Annotated in this window: 20 protein-coding genes; 13 read left to right on the top strand and 7 right to left on the bottom strand. The window is 66.2% G+C overall.

Annotation, left to right across the window (positions count from 1 at the left end):
• Positions 1-29 precede the first annotated feature (29 nt).
• Both JWN03_RS17060 and JWN03_RS17055 read right to left on the bottom strand, forming a co-directional pair.
• Positions 30-824: an acyl-[acyl-carrier-protein] thioesterase gene (locus tag JWN03_RS17060; protein ID WP_297615640.1), complete on the bottom strand. Its 795-nt coding sequence runs from the start codon at positions 822-824 to the stop codon at positions 30-32.
• A 146-nt stretch (positions 825-970) separates the two neighbouring features.
• Positions 971-2,095, bottom strand: coding sequence for an epoxide hydrolase family protein (locus tag JWN03_RS17055; protein WP_297615638.1), 1,125 nt, complete (start codon positions 2,093-2,095; stop codon positions 971-973).
• A 105-nt stretch (positions 2,096-2,200) separates the two neighbouring features.
• Here JWN03_RS17055 and JWN03_RS17050 point away from each other — a divergent pair, with 105 nt between their 5' ends.
• Positions 2,201-3,211 (top strand): helix-turn-helix transcriptional regulator, encoded by a 1,011-nt coding sequence (locus JWN03_RS17050; RefSeq protein WP_297615636.1) that lies wholly within the window; start codon positions 2,201-2,203, stop codon positions 3,209-3,211.
• A gap of 9 nt (positions 3,212-3,220) precedes the next feature.
• A complete protein-coding gene (locus tag JWN03_RS17045; RefSeq protein WP_297615634.1) occupies positions 3,221-3,589 on the top strand; it encodes an MmcQ/YjbR family DNA-binding protein in 369 nt (122 codons plus the stop codon).
• A 232-nt stretch (positions 3,590-3,821) separates the two neighbouring features.
• Here the strand turns inward: JWN03_RS17045 and JWN03_RS17040 are convergent, their stop codons facing one another.
• Positions 3,822-4,742 carry a toprim domain-containing protein gene (locus tag JWN03_RS17040; protein ID WP_297615632.1) on the bottom strand — a complete coding sequence of 307 codons (921 nt, stop codon included), beginning with the start codon at positions 4,740-4,742 and terminating at the stop codon, positions 3,822-3,824.
• A 278-nt stretch (positions 4,743-5,020) separates the two neighbouring features.
• On the opposite strand from JWN03_RS17040, the gene JWN03_RS17035 reads away from it, so the two are divergent.
• The 6 genes from JWN03_RS17035 (at position 5,021) to hisG (ending at position 10,692) form a co-directional block, all read left to right on the top strand.
• Positions 5,021-5,923, top strand: coding sequence for a HalD/BesD family halogenase (locus tag JWN03_RS17035; protein ID WP_297615630.1), 903 nt, complete (start codon positions 5,021-5,023; stop codon positions 5,921-5,923).
• A 14-nt stretch (positions 5,924-5,937) separates the two neighbouring features.
• Positions 5,938-6,789, top strand: a complete 852-nt coding sequence (locus tag JWN03_RS17030; RefSeq protein ID WP_297615628.1) for a class I SAM-dependent methyltransferase — start codon at positions 5,938-5,940, stop codon at positions 6,787-6,789.
• Positions 6,786-8,588 (top strand): choline/carnitine O-acyltransferase, encoded by a 1,803-nt coding sequence (locus tag JWN03_RS17025; protein ID WP_297615626.1) that lies wholly within the window; start codon positions 6,786-6,788, stop codon positions 8,586-8,588. The genes JWN03_RS17030 and JWN03_RS17025 overlap by 4 nt, the downstream gene beginning before the upstream one ends.
• 280 nt (positions 8,589-8,868) lie before the next feature.
• Positions 8,869-9,450, top strand: coding sequence for a TerD family protein (locus JWN03_RS17020; protein ID WP_297615624.1), 582 nt, complete (start codon positions 8,869-8,871; stop codon positions 9,448-9,450).
• Positions 9,451-9,489: 39 nt separating this feature from the next.
• A complete protein-coding gene (locus tag JWN03_RS17015; protein ID WP_297615622.1) occupies positions 9,490-9,753 on the top strand; it encodes a phosphoribosyl-ATP diphosphatase in 264 nt (87 codons plus the stop codon).
• 87 nt (positions 9,754-9,840) lie between these two features.
• Positions 9,841-10,692: an ATP phosphoribosyltransferase gene (hisG, locus tag JWN03_RS17010; RefSeq protein WP_297615621.1), complete on the top strand. Its 852-nt coding sequence runs from the start codon at positions 9,841-9,843 to the stop codon at positions 10,690-10,692.
• 58 nt (positions 10,693-10,750) lie between these two features.
• Here the strand turns inward: hisG and JWN03_RS17005 are convergent, their stop codons facing one another.
• Complete coding sequence (locus tag JWN03_RS17005; RefSeq protein WP_297615619.1) at positions 10,751-11,659, bottom strand: RecB family exonuclease; 909 nt, start codon at positions 11,657-11,659, stop codon at positions 10,751-10,753.
• Positions 11,660-11,763: 104 nt separating this feature from the next.
• Between JWN03_RS17005 and JWN03_RS17000 the strand changes: the two genes are divergently transcribed.
• A complete protein-coding gene (locus JWN03_RS17000) occupies positions 11,764-12,597 on the top strand; it encodes a tRNA (adenine-N1)-methyltransferase (RefSeq protein ID WP_297615617.1) in 834 nt (277 codons plus the stop codon).
• A 98-nt stretch (positions 12,598-12,695) separates the two neighbouring features.
• Here the strand turns inward: JWN03_RS17000 and JWN03_RS16995 are convergent, their stop codons facing one another.
• Positions 12,696-13,157, bottom strand: a complete 462-nt coding sequence (locus JWN03_RS16995; RefSeq protein WP_297615615.1) for a hypothetical protein — start codon at positions 13,155-13,157, stop codon at positions 12,696-12,698.
• Positions 13,158-13,400: 243 nt separating this feature from the next.
• Here JWN03_RS16995 and arc point away from each other — a divergent pair, with 243 nt between their 5' ends.
• The gene (arc, locus tag JWN03_RS16990) at positions 13,401-15,161 is read left to right on the top strand and encodes a proteasome ATPase (protein ID WP_297615613.1); all 1,761 of its coding nucleotides are present in this window, start codon (positions 13,401-13,403) and stop codon (positions 15,159-15,161) included.
• Positions 15,162-15,230: 69 nt separating this feature from the next.
• On the opposite strand, the gene JWN03_RS16985 is transcribed toward arc, so the two are convergent.
• Positions 15,231-15,656 (bottom strand): MarR family winged helix-turn-helix transcriptional regulator, encoded by a 426-nt coding sequence (locus tag JWN03_RS16985; RefSeq protein ID WP_297615611.1) that lies wholly within the window; start codon positions 15,654-15,656, stop codon positions 15,231-15,233.
• Positions 15,657-15,741: 85 nt separating this feature from the next.
• On the opposite strand from JWN03_RS16985, the gene JWN03_RS16980 reads away from it, so the two are divergent.
• A complete protein-coding gene (locus JWN03_RS16980; RefSeq protein ID WP_297615609.1) occupies positions 15,742-17,499 on the top strand; it encodes an ABC transporter ATP-binding protein in 1,758 nt (585 codons plus the stop codon).
• Positions 17,500-17,598: 99 nt separating this feature from the next.
• Here the strand turns inward: JWN03_RS16980 and JWN03_RS16975 are convergent, their stop codons facing one another.
• Entirely contained in the window at positions 17,599-18,009 is a 411-nt protein-coding gene (locus JWN03_RS16975) for a hypothetical protein (protein WP_297615607.1), read from the bottom strand.
• 311 nt (positions 18,010-18,320) lie between these two features.
• On the opposite strand from JWN03_RS16975, the gene JWN03_RS16970 reads away from it, so the two are divergent.
• Together JWN03_RS16970 and JWN03_RS16965 are read left to right on the top strand one after the other, a co-directional pair.
• Complete coding sequence (locus JWN03_RS16970; protein WP_297615605.1) at positions 18,321-19,796, top strand: serine/threonine-protein kinase; 1,476 nt, start codon at positions 18,321-18,323, stop codon at positions 19,794-19,796.
• Complete coding sequence (locus JWN03_RS16965) at positions 19,783-21,036, top strand: DUF7373 family lipoprotein (protein ID WP_297615603.1); 1,254 nt, start codon at positions 19,783-19,785, stop codon at positions 21,034-21,036. The genes JWN03_RS16970 and JWN03_RS16965 overlap by 14 nt, the downstream gene beginning before the upstream one ends.
• Positions 21,037-21,039 lie beyond the last annotated feature (3 nt).

Below are 21,039 nucleotides of genomic sequence, written 5' to 3'. Positions count from 1 at the left end.
CTCGTCGAATCTAGATCAATAGCCGCCTTCTACAGAATGCGGAGTTGCGCTACTGCCCGGACTTCCTGGTTGCTTGTGAACCAGAGGGTTTGGGAATTCTCGGTGCGGTGGGTGTGAATGTCTATCGGGTCGCCGTACCGGATGGGCTTGTTGTACTCGAGGATGTAGCGGTGGGGCGATTGGGTGAGATCGGGGGCGTCGGCGGTGAATTCGTGGACGGCGTGCCAGTAGGCGGTGTTGGTGACGTGCTGGAAGTGATCTATGTCGGTGCGGCGCAGGGGGAAAGGAGTGCCGGGGGTTCCGGGGAGCGGGTCGTTGAGCCACTGTTGCCAGCGGAGGCGCTGATTCGAGGTGGTGGTGCACATGAGGTCGAAGAAGCGGTCGTCGACACGAGAGGGGCTCATGGTCTCTTTGTTCATGTGGATCCAGAAGCCCTCGGTCTCGATCAACCCGTCGTTGTCCGAGTCGATGCGCACGCGCATGGTGCACCAGCGCGGGGAGATGCCCGAACACCAGCGGCGGGTGCGGAGCTGCGCGGGCCAGGCGACGGGGCGGATGACGTCGATGACGGTGCGGCGCACGATCCAGTGCGGGTGGGTTTCGAGGGCGCCGCAGTGCACGAGGTGATCGACGCCCGCGTCCTGGATGTGCCGGGCGATGCCGTCGATGCGCAGGCCCTGGTGCTCGTCCATATCGACGGTGCCGAGGCGGCCTGGGAAATCGAAGATATGGCCGGAGGAGGGGACCGGAGCCAGGGGCTGCAGCATCGGCGGTTCGGCGGCCGCCGGGAGTGCCGGCGCGGGATCGGTGAGCTGGTTCATCATCGGCAAACCTCCGGGACATCCATCCGAGCGGGGGGAGTGCGGTGCGGTGATTGGCCGTGGCGGCAATGCCGCGGCGCGATGGAAACGAGCCTAATGCAGAACCGGGCGCGAGCCGGGGTGGGCAGCCCGGTGCGCCCGGTCGCGTGTCACTTCAGCGGGCCGAAGAAGGCCCGCAGATCCCGGGCCAGCTCCGCGGGGGATTCCATGGCGGGAAAGTGCAGGCCGCGCTCGAACTCGGTCCAGTGCGCATCCTTGGCGTGCGGGACCAGGCGGCGGACCGTCTCATCCGTGCCGAAGATCGCGAAACCCGCTGGCGCGGAGGACGGTACGCCCCAATCGGTGGAATGCGACTGCTCGTAGAGCGAATGCGCGGCGGTCGCACCCGATCCGGTGAACCAGTAGAGGCTCACATTGGTGAGCAACTGATCACGGTCGATCGGCAGATCCGTCCACTGCTCGAATTTCTCTGCGATCCAAGCCAATTGCAGCAGCGGGGAATCGACCAGGCCGTAGCCGATGGTCTGCGGACGGGAGTTCTGGATGGCCAGATAGCCGGAGCCCTCACGGCGGAAGGCGTCCATGCGGGTGAGGATGACCTTGTCGATCGGATCGTCGGCATCGAGGCGGTCGGCCATCCCGGGCAGGAAGGTGGCGACATTCGCGGCGGTCAGGGGATCGGTGACCACGTGCACGCCGAGGACGTGCTCGGGATCGAATCCGGCGACCATGGCGGAGATTCCGCTGCCGACATCACCGCCGTGCACGCCGTAACGCGCATAACCCAACCGGCTCATGAGCTCGATCCAGGCGCGGGCGGTCCGCGCCATCGACCAGCCGGTATCGGCAAGCGGGGTGGAGAAGGCATACCCCGGTATAGATGCCGCCACGATATGGAAGGCCGGACCCTCGGCCGGTTCGGCCAGCGGCTCGATGAGATTCATGAACTCCGCGACCGAACTCGGGAAACCATGGGTGATCAGCAGCGGGGTGGCATCGGGACGGCTGGATCGCACATGCAGGAAGTGGATCTGCTGCCCGTCGATCTCGGTGGTGAACTGCGGGAAGGCATTGAGCGCGGCTTCCTGTGCGCGCCAATCGAATTCGGTGCGCCAGTATTCGGCAAGCTCCTTCAGCTCCGGCACCGGAATGCCGCGCTCCCACCCGGCGCCCGGCAGTTCGGCGGCCCATCGGGCATGGGCGAGACGGTCGTGCAGGTAATCCAGTTCCGACTGCGGGATATCGATGCGGAAGGGGCGAATCTCATTGCTCATCAGGGTCTTCCGTTCACTCGAGAAGGCGTGGCCTTCGGGGTATGCACCAACTTTAGGAACGATTGCGGAAAGGTTCGTTCCGCGATTGCGGGCTAAAATCGAGCAATGTTGGAGACCTCCGCCCGGCTACTCCGCCTGCTGTCGCTGCTGCAGTCGCGGCGCGACTGGACCGGTGCCGAACTGGCCGAAAAGCTGCGTGTCACCACCCGTACCGTGCGCAATGACATCGACCGGCTGCGGGAACTCGGATACCCGGTGCAGGCCCGGCCGGGGGTGGCCGGCGGCTATCGGCTCGGCGCGGGCGGCGCACTGCCGCCGCTGCTGCTCGATGATGACGAAGCCGTCGCGGTGGCCATCGGATTGCGCACAGCCGCAACCACTTCCATTGCCGGAATCGAGGAGACATCCCTGCGTGCACTGACCAAACTGCAGCAGATCCTGCCCTCGCGGCTGCGCCACCGGGTGAGCGCCTTCCAGAACACGCTGCCGGTTCCGGCCCGCGGCCCGCTGGTCGATCCGGACATCCTCACCGTGCTCGCCTCGGCCTGCCGCGATCACGAACGACTGCGTCTGGACTATCGGTCGCATACCGGTGCGGCGAGCAGCCGATCGGTCGAGCCGTACCGCCTGGTCAACAATCGGCAGCGCTGGTATCTGCTCGCCTGGGATCTCGACCGAAGCGATTGGCGCACATTTCGAGTCGACCGCATCGACCCGCGCACCCCGGCTGGACCCCGCTTCACCCCGCGTGCCCTGCCGCCCGATCCGGAGATCGTCGCGCGCGTGGAACGCGGTGTCGGAGAGGCGGTGTGGCGATTCCGCGCCCGCGTAGTGGTTCACGCCCCGGCATCCCATGTGCGACAGAGACTCCCGATTCCGGTTGATATCGAACCACTCGGTGACGATCGATGCGCCTTCGAACCGGGTTCGGACAATCCGCAGCAACTGGCCCTGCATCTCGGGATGCTCGACGCGGACTTCGAGATCGTCGACTCACCGGAATTGGCGGACGCCCTGAGCACCCTCATCGACCGCTACCAGCGGGCGCTGGCCGGCCCGCCGCAGGCTGCCGGCACTTCCCATTCGTCCAAGAATCGGGCAAAGGTGATCAGTTAGCCTCCAGGCATGGGTGAACCGCTGGAGTCCCTGCGCACACTGTGTTCGGCCCTGCCCGAGGTGACCGAACGCCTCAGCCACGGCGAACCGACCTGGTTCGTGCGTGGCAAGAAGACCTTCGTCATGTTCGCCGATCACCACCACGACGACCGGCTCGGATTCTGGTGCGCCGCACCGCCCGGCACCCAGGAGGAACTGGTCGCCGCCGCACCCGACCGCTACTTCCGCCCGCCCTACGTGGGCCATCGCGGCTGGCTGGGCGTGTACCTGGATGTGCCCGTCGACTGGACCGAAGTGGCCGAAATCGTGCAGGACGCGTACCGCACGGTGGCGCCGAAGGTCCTGGTAGCCCAGCTGGACTCGGTCCAGGACGCCTAGCCGTATCGACCGGAACCGGTGGGCGCGTCAACCGGAAATAGTCGGGGCATCGCCCGGAAACGGTTGAGGCATCGACCGGAGAGGGGTGGGGGCATCGACCGGAACGGGTGGGTCTGAAGATCGGGGCCGGGGTGGGCGTATCGACCGGGTCGGGGCTGGCGTGGCGACCAGGAACTGGTGGCGGGGTGCACTCGCGTGATGCCGCCATAGCTTCCTGGTGATCTTGGTGTCGCTAGGGGCCCGGGCGATAGTGGGCGTCGAGGAGGGGGACGGGGTCCAGTTCTGTGATGTGGTGGCCCGCATTGCAATGGTCGGTGAGGTCTTTGCCGTCTCGGGCTTGGACGATGCGGATCTCGTCGACCAGATCGGTGAGGGTCTGGGCGACCTTGGCGGCGTGCCGGTAGCCGGGGGCATCACGGTCGGCGACTATCCAGATTCGGTGCGCCCCGGTGAGCCAGGCGGCGTGCTCGGGGTGCCAGCCCTGAGCGCCGCCCGCATTGCAGGTGGCAGTCGAGCCCGTGTGGGTGGCGGTGAGAACGTCGGCTTCACCCTCGCAGATATAGATGTCGCGGGTATCCCGGATGGCGGCCAGGACCTCGGGAAGGTGGAAGGGCAGGTGGTCGAATCCGCCCGGCTGCCAACCATTGTCGGTGCAGCGCTCCTGCCGGAAGGTCTTGCTGTGGCCGTCGCGATGGGCGATGTGGACGCGGATGATGCGGCCTGCGGGGTGCCCGTTGGGCCAGCGGTAGATGTAGGTGGCCTGGCGTCGCGGGCGGGCCGTGCGGGGGCCGAGGTCGCGTTTGTGTACCTCGAGGGGGAGTCCGGCGGCTTGCAGGGCCTGGTCGGCGAGCGCCGGTTCGGGCGCGGGGGATTGGCGGCGCGGTCCATACGGCGGCTGCGGATTGTCGAAGAGGTCCCGAATGCCCAGGCCCAAGCGGTTCAGGACCGCTTCGTCCGAACAACCTGCGAAACATTTCACGACCGTCCGCCGGCGTTGGCGGTTGTAGACGACCCCCAGGGACGGGTGATGGCGGCGGCCGTCGGATTCGTGCACCGGGCACAGGTAGGTGGTCCAGTCGCGGCCGCGCCTGCCCGGGCCCGAGGTTCGGGTCAGGGCGGCGGTGATGGTTTCCCAGGAGCGGGTGGTGTCCATAGCGCAGTCCTCTCAATACCGGTGTACCCGAATTGTGAGGAGTGTCAAACTGCGCGAATTATCCTGGGGTGCAAGGCAAAACGTGCGTGCAGAGGTGTTCTCGACGGTGGGATCGCGGCCGGGCGTCGCCGCTGCGAGCTATCGCCGAGCATCCGATGTGTGAGGATTCCCAACCAGTCTGTGGCACATGAAAACTATTGGTGCACAGGAAAAGTGAATACTCACAATCCCGATGCATCCCGGGCGTGTCGTGCGCTTTCGCGGCAAGAATGTCCGTCATGGTTGCGACAGGGGGTGGGGTACACGTGTGCGATACGGACGGCTCCGGGGGTGCGGGCGCGTCGGTCCCCGGTGTGGACACCGCGCGTTATCCGCTGGATGCGCCCGAGAGTGACGGATGGGCCGCGGCCGTACGCACTGCGCGCGCGGAGCTGGCCGCCGACGGTTGCACCGTGCTGCGCGGTTTCATCCGGCCCGAGCAGGTGCACACCCTGCGCGCGGAGGGCGTGGCCCTCGCGCCGCACGCCTACTACACGGTCGAGAACGTCAATGCCTACAACATTCCGCTGGATGCCGACCTGCCCGCCGGCCATCCCGGCCGCATCGTGCTGCGCCGCGGAAATGCCTTCGTCGCAAGGGATCTGATTCCGCGGGAAGCGCTGGTGCACCGGCTGTACACCGACCCGCGCTTCCAGCGTTTTGTCGCCGACTGCTTCGGGCTCGATGCACTGCACGAGTACACCGATCCGCTGGCCGGCCTCTGCCTCAATGTCGTGGCTCCGGGCATGTCGCACCCCTGGCACTTCGACACCAACGAGTTCACCGTCAGCATGCTCACCCAGGAGCCCGAATCCGGCGGGGTGTTCCAGTACTGCCCCAATATTCGCTCGCGCAGCGCGGAGCATCTCGAGGATGTGCGCGCGGTGCTGGACGGGCACGGTGAGCACCTGATTCGCAGCCTCGAGCTACGTCCCGGCGACCTGCAACTGTTCCAGGGTCGCTTCTCCCTGCACCACGTCGCGCCGGTCGGCGGGACCGTACAGCGGCATTCGGCGATTTTCGCCTACAGCGACTCCACGGGCGTGATCGGCACCGCCGAGCGCACCCAGCAATTGTTCGGGCGCGTGCTGCCCGATCACCTCGCGGCCGATGCTGTCCGCGGCGACACACTGCTCGACTGAGAAGAGGACCGCTCGTGCCCGCTCCGGCAAACAGCACCGTGTTGCACAGCACTGGGAAAGCGTCGTTCGACGACATCTACGACCGTCCCGACCCCCGTGCGTACTACGCCCGCATGTCCGAATTGGACTACCGGATACCGGAACTGGCCAAACCTCACTTCGAACAGCTCATCGCGGACCATCGCGCCGCCACCGGCATCGCCACACCCACGGTGCTCGATATCGGTTGCTCGTACGGCGTGAATGCGGCGCTGCTGCGCCTGGACATGGGCATGACCGAACTGGCTGCGCGGTACCGGGATCCGAGCATCACGGCCGGTGATCTCGTCGCCGCGGATCGCAGTCTGCTCACCGAGCACGATCTGCTCCCCGGCGTGCGCTTCCTCGGCATGGACGCCTCCAGTCCCGCACTCGATTACGCCCGCAGCGCCGGATTCCTGCACGCCACCGTGCACGCGGATCTGGAGAGCGCCGACCCCACCGAGGCCCAGCGTCGCACGCTGGCCACCGCGGACCTGGTCATCTCCACCGGCTGCGTCGGCTACGTCACCGAACGCACCCTGCTGCACGTGGCTCGCGCACACGGTGGAAAGCTGCCCTGGATGGCGCATTTCGTACTGCGCATGTTCTCGTTCGAACCCATTGCCGCACATCTGGCCGCGCTCGGTTACCGCACCGAACGCGCGCCGGGCGCCTTCCGGCAGCGGCGCTTCGCGTCGCCGGAGGAGCAGGCGCAGGTGTGCGGTGCGCTCGAGGCCAATGGCATCGACACCCTCGGTCACGAATCCGAGGGCTGGCTCTACGCCCAGCTCTACCTGTCCCGACCGTCCCCGAACCTATCCATCGACCACGAGGACACGCATTGAGCGAACGGACCTTCGCCCACGACGACCAGTTGCAGAAAGTGCCGCTGCCGACTCTCGAAGAGAGCTGCACGCGGTTTCTGCACTGGTGTGCGCCGCTGCTTTCCAGCGACGAGTACGCCGCCACGGCGGCCGCCGTCGAGGTTCTGCTGCGCCCCGACAGCCCGGCCCGGACCCTGCACGCGGATCTGCAGCGGTTCGACGCCGAGCCGGAAACCGGCAGCTGGCTGGACGAATTCTGGCCCGCGCGCTATCTGGGCCGGCGCGACCGAATTGCGTTGAACGCCAACTTCTTCTTCCTGTTCCGTGAGGACACCGTGCTGGCCGCCTCCACCACCGCCGGGCAGGCGGAACGGGCCGCCGCGCTGGTCGCCGCCGCCGTGAACTACAAGCTGCGGCTGGACGCGGAAGAGATTCCGCCGGTCCTGCAGCGCGGGCAGCGACTCAATATGGCGCAGAACAAGTTTCTGTTCTCCGAGACCCGAATCCCGGGGGACCCGCAAGACACCGTGCGGGTGCCCTACAGCGCCGAATGGCCCGGGCATTCACAGGCGCGGCACATTGTTGTCTTCTACCGCGGCAATATGTTCCGCATGGATGCCATCGGCCCGGACGGCGTCCCGTATACGCCCGAGGACCTGGGCGCCGGACTGCTCTCGGTCATGAAGGCCGGCGCCCGGCGCGCGCCGACCAATACCTCGGCCGGGCATCTCACCACCCTGGCTCGCAAGGACTGGGCGCCGCTGCGTGGGCAGTTGCTGCCCGCCAATGCCGCCGCCTTCGAGACCATCGAAACCGCGCTGTTCTGTATCTGCCTGGAGGATTTCACGCCGGGCGGCACCCTGCACGCGTGTGATCAACTGCTGCACGGGGACAGCGGTAATCGCTGGTTCGACAAGGCGGTCTCGTTCATCGTCTTCGCCGACGGGCAGGCGGGCATCAATATCGAGCACTGCGGCCTGGACGGCACCACCATCCTGTCCTTCGTCGACGCGCTGCTCGAAACCCCGGTCGCCGACCATGCCGCGCAGGCCGGAGCGCAGCCGCAGGGCCTGCCGGCCATCGAGCCGGTCGAATTCACCCTCGATTCCGGGCAGCAGGCCGAGGTCGCCTCCGCCGCAGCCGCTTTCGCGCAGTATGCGGCCGACAATGCGACGTCCACGGTGTCGTTCGACTTCGGCACGAGCCAGATCAAGAAACTCGGTATCTCGCCGGATGCGTTCGCGCAGTTGAGTTATCAGCTCGCCCACCGGCGCAGCAAGGGACTCACCGGTGCGACCTACGAATCCATCGCCACCCGTCAGTACCGCAACGGCCGTACCGAGGCCATGCGCGTGGTGACCCAGGAGGTGTTGGATTTTGTTGCCGCCATGGTGGATCCGGCCGTCGATACCGACGGCAAGCGCGCTGCGGCCCGGACCGCCGCCGAGGCGCACGTCCGGCGCGCGCAGGAGTGCCAGCGCGGTGAGGCTCCCGAACAGCACCTGTGGGAACTGCAACTGCGCCAGCGCCGCCGCGGCGGCGAACTCGGTGCGACCGCACCGATGGCGTTCTACGACAGTCCGGGCTGGATCATCTCCCGTGACGACTATCTGAGCACCAGCTCCGCGCCCTCGGTGAATATCCAGTACTTCGGTTTCGGCTCCACCAGCCAGAAGTGCATCGGCATCGCCTATGTCCTGCTGCCCGACCGCTGGAACCTCTACCTGGCGACCCCGAAATCCGTCGCGCAGGAGATGCACACCTTCGCGGGGCAATTGCGCACGGCCGCAGCCGAACTGGAGACGCTGCTCCGGGCCTGAATGGAAGAACGGCCTTCCCGGACGGGCAATGTCCGGTACGGCCGTTCTCGGTGCCGGGGCTGATGGCCCCGGACCCGTCTGGCTCGCCCGTGGTTACGAGCGAAGATCTGGTAGCCGAAGATCTGACAGCTGTAGCCGAAGATCCGATAGCTACTGTCCTGCAATTCGTATCGGCGCGACAGCGGCCCGAGTTACAGGCGCGGCAGTGGCCTCAGTTGCAGCGGCGTCGCGGGATTCGCTGCCCGCCAGCCCTGTCTGAATTGTCTGTACTGTGGCCGTTGTGATTACGCTTCGGAAAGAAGACGACGCAGCAGATCTCGGCGGCATCACCAAGATGAGCGTCGGAGTCAGCTGGGACCCCTCCTCGGGCAGTAGCGGTGGACTGCTCGGTATCGCGCGCCGCAAGCGCGGAGTCGACCTGGACCTGATCGCGGTCGTCGTCCAGGGCGGTCAGCCGGTGCGCTTCGCCGGACTGGACTCCCTCGACCCGCTCGGCAACGGCTCGGTCCTGCACACCGGTGACGAGCAGACCGGCGCGGCCTCCGGCGACGACGAGACCGTGCACGTCACCTTCGCCGATATCCCGCCCATCATCGACCAGATCGTCTTCGTGGCCGCCGCGTTCAAAAAGGGCAGCTCCTTCGACCGCGCCAACAATGTCTCCTTCAAGATCTACGACGCCACCGGCGGCACCAGCCAGCAGGTCGCCGACGTCTGGCCCTCGCTGCTGGGTGCCGAGAACGCCAATGCCATCGCCCGCGCCATTCGCACCGGTCAGACCTGGCAATTGGAGGTCCTCGACCGCAAGGGCAAGGTCAAGCAGGGCGATATGCAGGCCCTGCTGCGCTTTGCCATGGGCTGACCACGGTTTCACCGGGACGGTCTGCGACAATGACTCACCGTGAAATCTTTCGAAGCCCTGTTCGCTGAGCTGCAGGATCGTGCTGCCACCCGACCCGAGGGGTCCGGAACCGTCGCCGCCTTGGATGCCGGTGTACATGCGCAGGGCAAGAAGGTACTGGAAGAGGCCGGTGAAGTGTGGATCGCCGCCGAGCATGAGAGTGACGAGTCGCTGTCGGAGGAGATCTCCCAGCTGCTCTATTGGGTTCAGGTGCTGATGGTGGGCCGCGGCTTGCGGCTCGAAGACGTGTACCGACATCTGTGATGCGCCGCTTCACCGCACAGCCCGTGCGGCCGATGACCCCGCGTCCACTGTCTTCACGTCCCGCCACCCGTCCCGAAAGGAACATCTATGCTTCGCGTCGCCGTCCCAAATAAAGGCTCGCTATCGGAGATGGCCGTCGCCATCCTCGGCGAGGCCGGTTACCGCGGCCGCAAGGATTCCCGCGATCTGACCGTGCTCGACCCGATCAACCAGGTCGAGTTCTTCTTCCTGCGCCCCAAGGACATTGCCATCTACGTCGGCTCCGGTGAGCTCGACCTCGGCATTACCGGTCGCGACCTCGCGCTGGATTCCGGTGCGCGGGTGCAGGAACGCCTCGCACTCGGCTTCGGCGCCTCCACCTTCCGCTACGCCGCTCCCGCCGGGCAGGAGTGGAAGGTCGAGGACCTCTACGACAAGCGCATCGCCACCTCGTACCCGAATCTGGTGCTGGCTGACCTCGCGGCTCGCGGTATCGAGGCCGAAGTGATTCGCCTCGACGGTGCGGTCGAGATTTCCATCCAGCTCGGTGTGGCCGATGCCATTGCCGATGTGGTCGGGTCCGGTCGCACGCTGCGGCAGCACAATCTGGTCGCCTTCGGTGAGTCGCTGTGTGACTCCGAGGGTGTGCTCATCGAGGCCAAGGGTGCCGATCAGCGTGACAAGGCCCGCAATCAGCTGGTTGCCCGCATCCAGGGTGTGGTCTTCGCCCAGCAGTACCTGATGCTCGATTACGACTGCCCCAAGTCGCTGCTGGACGCCGCGGTCGAGATCACCCCGGGCCTGGAGTCGCCGACCGTCTCCCCGCTCACCGATCCCGACTGGGTTGCCGTACGTGCGCTCGTTCCGCGCAACAGCGGCAATGTGCTCATGGACAAGCTGGCCGACCTCGGTGCGAAAGCCATTCTCGCCACCGATATCCGGTCCTGCCGCGCCTTCTGAGCCTGCGCCCGAACAAGATTCGAGCCCGCTGCCACTGTGCAGCGGGCTCGACTCGTCTCTAGAGGTCCAGTTCCGTTGCCTGGTCCGGCGTCGGAACCGCGGCCGGTTGCTCCGGTGCGAGGGGATCGACGGTCTGGTTCGACGCCGGGAAAGGTGGTGGGGTGCCGCCGAATTCGGGGCAGAGGGGTTTGTATTCGCAGTACTTGCACAGCCAGGATTTGGTGGGCGGGAAATCGCCGGTCTTGGCGGCCGAGTCGATGGCGACCCAGAGGGCCGAGAGTATGCGTTCGAAACGTAGCAACTCATCGGCATCGGGCTCGTAGGTGAGAATCTGCTCATCGGCCAGGTACATCAGCCGTAGTTGAGCGGGAGCGGAACCGAGGGTGCGCATGAGGACCAGGGCGTAGAACTTGAGCTGGAACAGGGCGCGCGTCTCGCGGTCGGGGGCGGGGGAGCGACCGGTTTTGTAGTCGATGACGTGCAGTTTTCCGGTGGGCGAGCGATCGATCCGGTCGACGAACCCGCGCAGTGGAGTGCCGTCGGGCAGCTCGGTTTCGATGAACGCCTCGAGCGATTGCGGATCGAACGCAGTCGGATCCTCGAGGTGGAAGTACGCCTGCATCAGGTCGTAGGCCTCGGCGAGAAAGATGTCCAGCTCATCTTCGGCAATCAGGTCGACGGCCTCGGGGCGGGACTCGAGGACATGGGCCCACGCGGGTGGGATCAGCTCCGCCGCATGGGCGATATCGCGCTCGGCGGCGGGGAGTCCGAACAGTGCCTCCAGGACCGCGTGCACGAGCGTCCCGCGTACCGCGACCCGGGAGGGCTGCTCCGGAATCCGGTCGATGGCGCGGAGCCGATACTTCAGGGGGCACTGTTTGAAATCCATTGCGCGCGAGGGCGAGAGTGCGAGCCTGCGCGGCGTAGCGCCCGCGGAGTCCGGGGTAGTGATCGCGGGTACCGACATACCTGGCAGGCTAAACGCACACACCGACAAGGTGTGAACGACATCCACGCAGCGCTGAAACACCTCAGTGCGCAGCAGCGACAGCACAGAGCGAACGGAGATTCATGACGGCCAGACGGACCGGGCCCTTCCAGATCGGTGACCGGGTACAGCTGTCCGACGCCAAGGGGCGCAAGTTCACGGTGATCCTGGAGGAGGGTGGTTCCTTCCACACCCACGCCGGGCAGATCGCCCACGACGAACTGATCGGCGCCGACGAGGGTTCCGTGATCAATTCCGTGAAGGGCACCCCGTACCTCGCGCTGCGACCGCTGCTGACCGACTACGTGCTGTCCATGCCGCGCGGCGCGGCGGTCATCTACCCCAAGGATGCCGCGCAGATCGTGCACGAGGGTGATGTGTTCCCCGGTGCGAAGGTGCTCGAGGCCGGCGCGGGTTCGGGTGCGCTCACCTGCTCGCTGCTGCGCGCGGTCGGTCCCGAGGGCAAGGTCATCTCCTGGGAGATCCGTGAAGACCACGCCGAGCACGCGGTACGCAATGTCGAGCGCTTCTTCGGCGAACGCCCGGATAACTGGGAGCTGACCCTCGGCGATGTCGCCGAATACTCCGGCGAGCAGGTGGACCGGGTCATCCTGGACATGCTCAAGCCGTGGGACACCCTGGACGCGGTCTCCAAGGCGCTCGTGCCCGGCGGCGTACTCATGGTCTACGTCGCCACCACCACGCAGATGTCCGAGGTGGTCGAGCATCTGCGCCGGCAGGAATGCTGGACCGAACCCCGCGCCTGGGAGTCCATCGTGCGGGGCTGGCACGTGGTCGGCCTGGCCGTGCGCCCCGAGCACCGTATGCAGGGCCATACGGCCTTCCTGGTCAGCGCCCGGCGCCTCGCCGAAGGCGCGATGGCGCCCAAGCCGCAGCGGCGGCCCTCGAAGGGCTGAGGGCGACCGCACCGGGAGCGAAAACGTGCCCCCTTCACGAGGAAGGGGGCACGTTCGAATTCAGCTCGGCGCGAACGGCTTCGATCGCCCGGGGCCGATTACGGCTGGCAGGCCGCGCGCGCCATGCCGAGGATGGTGCACGCGCCGGAGTCGGCGAGCTTCCACGTGCCGTCCACGTACTGGAAGCCCATCGGCACATCCGGCATGGTGCCGTGCGGAGAACCGACCGACACCTTGGCATCGGCCTGGTTGCCGGTGGTCTTGATGTCACCGACGGTGAAGGTCACCGCGTAGTTCGCCAGCCCCTGATTCATGGTCTCGATCAGTGGAATTCGCTTATCGCCATCGACCACCAGTTTCGCCTTGTCGGCGGCGGGCTTGGCCGGATCGGCGAAGGCGGTCAGTACGGCCTGGAGCTGGTCCGCTGTCGGCGCGGGCGCGGTGGCCACCACCGCGGCACTGGTCGTGGCGGTCGAGGTGTCCGCGGCGGAATTCTTGTCATCGGAGCCGCAGCCCGCCAGAGTGGCGGTAACGGCGACGGCCGCCGCAACGGTAGCCACGGAAACACGAAGCGTCCTCGTGGCGTTACGCATACGAGGAGTCCGGCTGGTGGGAAGGAGCATCGACGGCACCCTTTCGGCTCGGCCGGCGATTAACTCGCCGGTAATATGTTAGGGCAGGCTAACATGTTCACCCGGGCCGGCAGCCGCCGCCTAGATGTGATCACGACGAAACCATGTCGGAAAGCGAGATTGGGTATTCCCCGGTAGCGTTGGTAGACCGGGACTGGGAGGAGCAGCATTATGAGCCCCATCGAAAATTCGGATTCGGCGGCCTGGAGGGAACTCGAGGCTGTACGAGCCGAGGCGGCTGCACTCCGGAGGCAACTCGCCGACTCGCCGGATCACTCACGGGAATTGGAAGCGCGCGTTGATTCGCTGACAATTCGCAACACCAAACTGATGGACACCCTCAAGGAGGCTCGGCAGCAACTTGTCGCTCTCCGTGAGGAAGTGGACCGCCTCGGTCAGCCGCCGAGCGGTTACGGTGTGCTGCTTGGTGTCTACGAGGATCAGACGGTCGACGTGTTTACCTCAGGACGCAAGATGCGCCTGACGTGCTCGCCGAATATCGACACCACCACTCTCATCTACGGTCAGTCCGTGCGTCTCAATGAAGCACTGACCGTGGTCGAGGCTGGTCCCTTCGATAAAATCGGCGAACTCGGCACGCTGCGCGAGATTCTCGACGACGGTCGTCGAGCACTGGTGGTCGGCCATGCCGACGAGGAACGGGTGGTGTGGCTGTCCGGGCCGCTGTCCGAACTCGCCGAAGCCGACAATCTCGATGATCCGGATCGCCCCATTCGCAAACTGCGGCCGGGTGATTCGCTGCTGGTCGATACCAAGGCCGGCTTCGCCTACGAGCGAATTCCCAAGGCAGAGGTCGAAGATCTCGTGCTCGAGGAAGTTCCGGACGTCGACTACCACGATATCGGTGGCCTGGGTCGGCAGATCGAGCAGATTCGCGATGCCGTGGAACTGCCCTTCCTGCACAAGGATCTGTTCCGTGAGTACGCGCTGCGTCCCCCGAAGGGTGTGCTGCTCTACGGCCCTCCCGGTTGCGGTAAAACGTTGATCGCCAAGGCCGTTGCCAACTCCCTCGCCAAGAAGATCGCCGAGGCGCGTGGTCAGGATGCCAAGGAAGCCAAGTCGTTCTTCCTGAACATCAAGGGCCCCGAACTGCTCAACAAGTTCGTGGGTGAGACCGAGCGCCACATTCGGATCATCTTCCAGCGGGCCCGTGAGAAGGCGTCCGAGGGCACTCCGGTGATCGTGTTCTTCGATGAGATGGACTCGATCTTCCGTACCCGCGGCAGCGGCGTCTCCTCGGATGTGGAGACCACGGTCGTGCCTCAGCTGCTGTCGGAGATCGACGGTGTCGAGGGCCTGGAGAATGTCATCGTCATCGGCGCCTCCAACCGTGAGGACATGATCGACCCGGCCATCCTGCGGCCCGGCCGCCTGGACGTGAAGATCAAGATCGAGCGGCCGGATGCCGAAGCGGCACAGGACATCTTCTCGAAGTACCTGACCTCGACGCTGCCGCTGCACGCCGACGATCTCGCCGAGTTCAACGGCGAGCGCGACAAGTGCGTGAAGTCCATGATCGAACACGTCGTGGAGCGCATGTACGCGGAGAGCGAGGACAACCGCTTCCTGGAGGTCACCTACGCCAATGGTGACAAGGAGGTCCTGTACTTCAAGGACTTCAACTCCGGCGCCATGATTCAGAACATCGTGGACCGCGCCAAGAAGTACGCCATCAAGTCCGTCCTGGACACCGGTACCCCGGGTCTGCGGATTCAGCACCTCTACGACTCCATCGTGGATGAGTTCGCCGAGAACGAGGACCTGCCCAACACCACGAATCCTGATGACTGGGCTCGTATTTCGGGTAAGAAGGGCGAGCGGATCGTATACATCCGCACGTTGGTGACCGGCAAGAACGCCAGTGCCAGCCGCGCGATCGACACCGAGTCGAACACCGGCCAGTACCTGTAATCCGCCTGTTGCTTCTTCGTGAGCCGTCAGGGCCGCGCTTCCGTTGGGAGCGCGGCCCTTTCGTATGTCCTAGGCCCCTGCGTCGAGTTCGGCCAGGATCTCTCGCAGAGTTTCGCGGCGGTCCGGCGGCAAGCTCGCGAAGAGGTCGCGGGCGGCGCGGCGGCGGGCGTCGGACATGTGGGTCAGGGCATCGCGGCCGGTGTTGGTGAGTGAGACCAGGGTGGCACGGCGGTTGGCCGGGTCGGTGGCGCGGGTGACCATGCCCTGCGCTTCGAGGGTGTCGACCACGGTGGTCGCGGAGCGGGGCACGATGCCGAGGCGTTCAGCGAGGGCGGACATGCGCAGCGGCTCGCCGGCGCGGTCGAGAATGCGCAGGGCGCGGCCCTGACCCGGGGTGAGACCCAGGGGTGCGAGGTCGGCCAGCTGGGCATGCCGGATGCGTTTGGCGGTGCGCAGGAACAGGTCGGGGAGGTCGCTGTCGGATGCTTTCTCCATAATGCTGAGCATAGCTCACAGTTGTGTGGAATAATTGTGAGCCAAGCTCAGTTATGAGGGGAAGTTCCGCTGGAAGGAGGCGCCTATGGCTGCCCGATCCGAACTTCGCCGGATACTCCGGTTGTTCCATCCCTATCGTTCCCGGCTCGCGCTGGTCGGCGTGCTGGTCGCGCTGTCGTCCATCGTCGGCCTGGCCTCGCCGTTCATGCTGCGAGCGGTCCTCGACGACGCGCTTCCGCACGGCCGCACCGGCCTGTTGACGCTGCTCGCCGCCGGCATGATCGCTGTCACGACGCTGACCGCCGTGTTCGGCGTGTGGCAGACCTATCTGTCGACCGCGGTCGGCCAGTCGGTCATGCATGATCTGCGCACTGCTGTCTATGCGCGGTTGCAGTCCATGCCACTTTCGTTCTTCACCACGACCCGCACCGGAGAGGTGCAGTCGCGGATTGCCAATGACATCGGCGGCATGCAGTCGACGGTCACCTCGACCGCGACCTCGCTGATCGCCAACTTCACCTCGGTGCTCGCCGCCGTGATCGCCATGATCGCCCTCGATTGGCGACTGACCGTGGTCTCGCTGCTGATGCTGCCGTTCTTCGTCTGGATCAGTCGCCGCGTCGGGTCCGAGCGCCGGCGCATTACCGGTGAGCGGCAGAAGCAGCTGGCCGGAATGTCGGCCATCGTCGAAGAGTCGCTGTCGGTGAGCGGAATCCTGCTGGGCCGCACCATGGGTCGCTCGCCCGCACTGATCGACGACTTCGCCCGCGAATCGCGTGGCCTGGTGGATCTGGAGATCCGCTCCGGAATGGCCGGGCGCTGGCGGCAATCGACCATCACCATCGTCATGGCGGCCATGCCCGCCGTCGTCTACTGGGCGGCCGGCCTGACCTCCGCCTCCGGACATCAGCTCGTCTCCATCGGAACCCTGGTCGCCTTCACGACCTTGCAAGCCGGACTACTGCGTCCTGCGGTCCAATTGCTCTCCACCGGTGTGGAAGTGCAGAGTTCGCTGGCACTGTTCGGGCGGATCTTCGAATACCTGGATCTGCGACCGGATATCGCCGAACCCGAGAAGCCTGCGGCATTGCCCGTCGGCGGAGTGGTCGGCGCGGTGCGCTTCGAGCAGGTCGGCTTCTCCTACGATGCCGATCGGAAGGTGCTGGAGGACATCGATATCAGCGTCCCAGCCGGTACCAGTCTGGCGCTGGTCGGTGAGACCGGTTCCGGCAAGACCACACTCGGATACCTGGCGGCGCGACTCTACGATGTCGGTTCCGGTCGCGTGACCATCGATGGAATCGATGTGCGGGACATGAGCTTTGCCGATCTTTCCGCCACCGTCGGGGTGGTCTCGCAGGAGACCTACCTGCTGCACGCCTCGGTCGCGGACAACCTGCGCTTCGCCAAACCCGATGCCACGGACGAGGAATTGCACGCCGCGGCCCGCGCGGCGCAGATCCACGACCACATCTCCGGCCTGCCGGACGGTTACAACACCATGGTCGGTGAACGCGGCTACCGGTTCTCCGGTGGTGAGAAGCAGCGGCTCGCGGTGGCGCGCACCATCCTGCGTAATCCGCCGATCCTGGTGCTGGACGAGGCGACCAGCGCCCTGGATACCCGCACCGAACGGGAGGTCCAGGAAGCCATCGACGCACTGTCCGCCGGCCGAACCACCATCACCATCGCCCACCGCCTCTCCACAATCCGGGACGCCGATCAGATCGCGGTACTCGATCACGGCCGGATCGCCGAGCGCGGCACCCACGCGGAACTCCTGGCCCGCAACGGCTTCTACGCCGACCTCCTGGCGCGCGACGAAGTGCTCGCCGTCGCCTGACCGCACAGCACGCGTCCAGCACGCAACAGCACGCCTCCGCATCGCGCAGCACTTATATCTGCTGTCCGGTGTGGAGGCGTGCTGTTTGGTTCCGCTGGGTCAGTTGATGCCCGGGATGAAGCCCGGGTAGACGAAGTGGCTGGGCCCACCGCCGGGCGCGCTCGATCCGGTGAAGTTGGGGAAATTGAACGGCAGCCGGCTGAGCTGGTGCGGGTTACCGTCCTGATCGGCCTGCCAGCAGCTCATGGTGACGCCGTGGAAGGCGGTGCAGACCACGCGGGTGCTATTGCCGTAGGGCGAGGTCAGCCGTTGCCGGGAGTCCAGCGGGTTCCAGTACGCGGGGTTGTCCGGCGTGAGGAAGCCGGTGGCCTCGTACACCTCTACCGGGCTGTTGGGATTCTGCACCGGCCAGTCGTCCGCGGCGGCGACGCCGGTCCCCGCGGCCAGCAGGGTGCCTGTTGCGGCGGCGGTGGCGGCGAGTCCGATAACGCCTCGAATGATCGTCTTCATATGCCCCTCCATCGATCGTCGTTGATGTTCTGCCTCGAGGAGAGAATCGTCCTACGACTGTCCGGCTGTTACGTGATTCGCCACAGCCGATTCAGGCATCGTGACATGGGTCACATCAGAGATGGGTTCATCGCCTGCCGGGCATGACGGCGTCTGATTGTGCCGTACCTAGGAGGTGGGGGATGGTGGCGCGATCGGGCGCGCCACCGATCAGTGATGTTGGAGTGCCGTCCATACCTGTTGCAACACAATTTGTTTCGGCGCGCAGGGTGCGACTGGGAGGGGAGTCCCTGTTGGACATCGTCCCAGGTGTGACGTTCGCGGGATATCGCATTGTGGGCGAGCTGGGCTCCGGCGGTATGGGGACGGTCTACCTCGGCCGGCATCCGCGGTTGCCGCGGCAGGATGCGGTGAAGGTGCTTGCGGCGGAACGGTCCGGCGGTGAGCGGTTCCGCGCCGACTTCCTGCGTGAGGCGGAAATCGCTGCGCGGGTGCGCCATTCGAATCTGGTCGCGGTGCACGATCGTGGTGAGCAGGACGGCCGGCTGTGGATCGCCATGCAGTATGTGGCCGGAGTCGATCTCGCCCAGCTGATCCGGCGTGGTCCGGTGGCGCCGGAGCGCGCCGTGCACGTGCTCACCGAGGCGGCGCGGGGGCTCGACGAACTGCATCGGGCCGGGCTGCTGCACCTGGATGTGAAGCCTGCCAACGTACTCATCGACGAGCAGCCGGGCCGGGCCGATCGGGTACTGGTGACAGACTTCGGAATTGCCCGGACCGTAGAGGATTCCGCAGCGGACACCGCGGAGGGCGGGTTCACCGGAACGCTGTCCTACGCGGCGCCAGAGCAGCTCGACGACGGCCCGATCGATCATCGCGCGGACGTCTATGCGCTGGGCTGCACGCTCTTTCAGATGTTGACGGGGGCGCTGCCGTTCGTTCGTGAGACGACGGGCTCGCTCATCTACGCGCATATGCACGAGGATCCGCCGCGACCATCGGTCGTGAATCCCGGTGTGCCGGTGGGATTCGATGCGGTGGTGGCGCGGGCGATGGCCAAGCGGCCGGGCGACAGATATCCCAGCTGCGGTGAGTTTGCGACGGCGGCACGGGCGGCACTGGCCGGTGTTGTAGAGCCGATGCCCGAGCGGAGATCGGCTCGGCGCCGGCGCAGGGTCATCGCGGCGGCCGTGACCGCGGTGCTGGTCGCGGGTGCGGGGTTCGCGGGCGTTCGGCTGTTGGCCGCGGATACCCCGCGGACGGTTCCGGCCGCATCGAACCGTCCGGTGACCGGCACCATCGATCCAGCCTACTGGGGCAGTTACGCCTATATCGCGCAAACCTTCCCGGATCTATTGCCGCCGACGCCCTTCGGCGCCGGCTACCAGGAGTTGACCGGCTGTATTACGGTCGCCGCGGACGGATCGGACGGTCCGTCGTGGGCGACCGCTGTTCCACTCGCGCGACTGTACTGCGTGGGCAATTCCGATCCGGTCTATTCGTTGTACGTGACCTGCAATGCCGATCGCTCACCGATCTCGCCCGACTTCGGAATATCCAGGGCGGAGGGCGATGAACGGTGGTCGCGCCCTTCGGGTTCGGGCCATCTCTTCTGGGGTACCGGCGTCCTGTGGGGCACCGGCCTGGTGGTCGACAATCGGAACCAGGGGGTGCTCGACGTCTATTTCGACGATCCCGGCCGGAACTTCTGCCGCCTTGCGGTGTACGGGAATACGGATACGGGAGCCGAACTGCGCGCGAATTGGTGGCCGAATGCGCCTATCTGACCAGTTCACTCGCATCCTGCGCACGGTGGCGGTGGTGCTCGGCGGCCTCGTGCTCGCCACCGGCTGCACGGTGCCGGGCAGGCCGGCCCCGCAATACCTCGATCCGGGGTCATTGGACGTGGGTGCGTTCAGCGTTCATCCGATGGACGAGCCCGCGGGTGGCGAGACGTATGGGCGGGTGGTCGAATCCACCCGAATGGCGGAGGCGCTGATCGATCCCGCCGAAGCTGATCCGGCGCTGACAGGCGCACTCGGCTCCGACGGTGTGCGCCTGCTGCCGACTGCCGCCAAGGCGACATTGTTGCTGGCCGCACCCGTGCGCGCGGTACTCGAACGAGAAGGGATGCTCGCCGGTGCGGCGACCGGCGGCACGGAGGCCGCGGCTGCGCCGGAGCCGGCGGTCGGGAAGGCTCGGTTGCTGTCGCTGCTCATCTTGCGGTTCCCGGACGAGGGGTCGGCGCAGCGGGCCGCCCGCGACATCGATGCCGTCGATGCGGCCCTGGGCCCGGGGAATGTCGCGATCCCTGTTCCGGGATACCCTGCCGCGCATGCGCATTGGCGTCCCACGGTGCCGACTGCGGCGGCGACGATCGCCGACGGCGCGTTCGTGGTGAGCCTGTACCTCGGCGAAATCACGCCGGACGCCACGGCGCTGATGGTGTTGGCGCACAAGGCATTCGACGCACAGCTGCCCCGGTTGCGCGAGTTCACCGCGACCCCGCGTGATCGGCTGGCGGCGCTCCCGGTCGACCGGGACGACATGCTCAGGCGCATCGTGCCGGAGGCTCCCGGCCACTGGCCGTACCCGATCGTGGTCGTTAACACTCCGCAGCGCGATGCGGGCTGGGATGAGGTGATTCGCGCCGAGGGCGTGGTGTACGGCCCGCGCGCCGCTCGATTATGGGACGACCGTCCGCAGCGGGACCGGCAAATCGAGCTGGAGGCCGTCAACGGATTGACCTCCCTCTCACGATATTCGAGCGCAGCGGCGGCCCGCTTCGATTACAACAGGGCTGTTCGTGGCTATGCGGCGGCCTCGAGCAAGCGGGCGGTGCCGGGTCCGGCGGGTGTGCCGGATATCTACTGTGCCGAGGACACGTCAGCCGGTATGCAGGGGCTGCTCAGGTTCGGCTGCCGCCTGCTCCATGAGCGATACCAGGCAATACTGGTCGGCCCGGACCTGACCGATATGCGGCAGCGCGCGGCCGCACAGTACGGCCTGCTCGTGAACGGCGGGTAGCGG

Source organism: Nocardia sp., from assembly GCF_025465275.1.
Lineage (GTDB): Bacteria > Actinomycetota > Actinomycetes > Mycobacteriales > Mycobacteriaceae > Nocardia.
The sequence above is the reverse complement of the archived record's forward strand: the minus strand, read 5'-3'. Positions and strand labels throughout refer to the sequence as shown.

Coding starts and splice junctions, on each gene's coding strand:
- JWN03_RS17005 (WP_297615619.1), bottom strand. CDS start 11,659: ATGTCGGTACCCGCGATCACTACCCCGGACTCCGCGGGCGCTACGCCG.
- JWN03_RS17055 (WP_297615638.1), bottom strand. CDS start 2,095: ATGAGCAATGAGATTCGCCCCTTCCGCATCGATATCCCGCAGTCGGAA.
- JWN03_RS17045 (WP_297615634.1), top strand. CDS start 3,221: ATGGGTGAACCGCTGGAGTCCCTGCGCACACTGTGTTCGGCCCTGCCC.
- hisG (WP_297615621.1), top strand. CDS start 9,841: ATGCTTCGCGTCGCCGTCCCAAATAAAGGCTCGCTATCGGAGATGGCC.
- JWN03_RS16980 (WP_297615609.1), top strand. CDS start 15,742: ATGGCTGCCCGATCCGAACTTCGCCGGATACTCCGGTTGTTCCATCCC.
- JWN03_RS17060 (WP_297615640.1), bottom strand. CDS start 824: ATGATGAACCAGCTCACCGATCCCGCGCCGGCACTCCCGGCGGCCGCC.
- JWN03_RS16965 (WP_297615603.1), top strand. CDS start 19,783: ATGCGCCTATCTGACCAGTTCACTCGCATCCTGCGCACGGTGGCGGTG.
- JWN03_RS17040 (WP_297615632.1), bottom strand. CDS start 4,742: ATGGACACCACCCGCTCCTGGGAAACCATCACCGCCGCCCTGACCCGA.
- JWN03_RS16985 (WP_297615611.1), bottom strand. CDS start 15,656: ATGGAGAAAGCATCCGACAGCGACCTCCCCGACCTGTTCCTGCGCACC.
- JWN03_RS17000 (WP_297615617.1), top strand. CDS start 11,764: ATGACGGCCAGACGGACCGGGCCCTTCCAGATCGGTGACCGGGTACAG.
- arc (WP_297615613.1), top strand. CDS start 13,401: ATGAGCCCCATCGAAAATTCGGATTCGGCGGCCTGGAGGGAACTCGAG.
- JWN03_RS17050 (WP_297615636.1), top strand. CDS start 2,201: ATGTTGGAGACCTCCGCCCGGCTACTCCGCCTGCTGTCGCTGCTGCAG.
- JWN03_RS16975 (WP_297615607.1), bottom strand. CDS start 18,009: ATGAAGACGATCATTCGAGGCGTTATCGGACTCGCCGCCACCGCCGCC.
- JWN03_RS17035 (WP_297615630.1), top strand. CDS start 5,021: ATGGTTGCGACAGGGGGTGGGGTACACGTGTGCGATACGGACGGCTCC.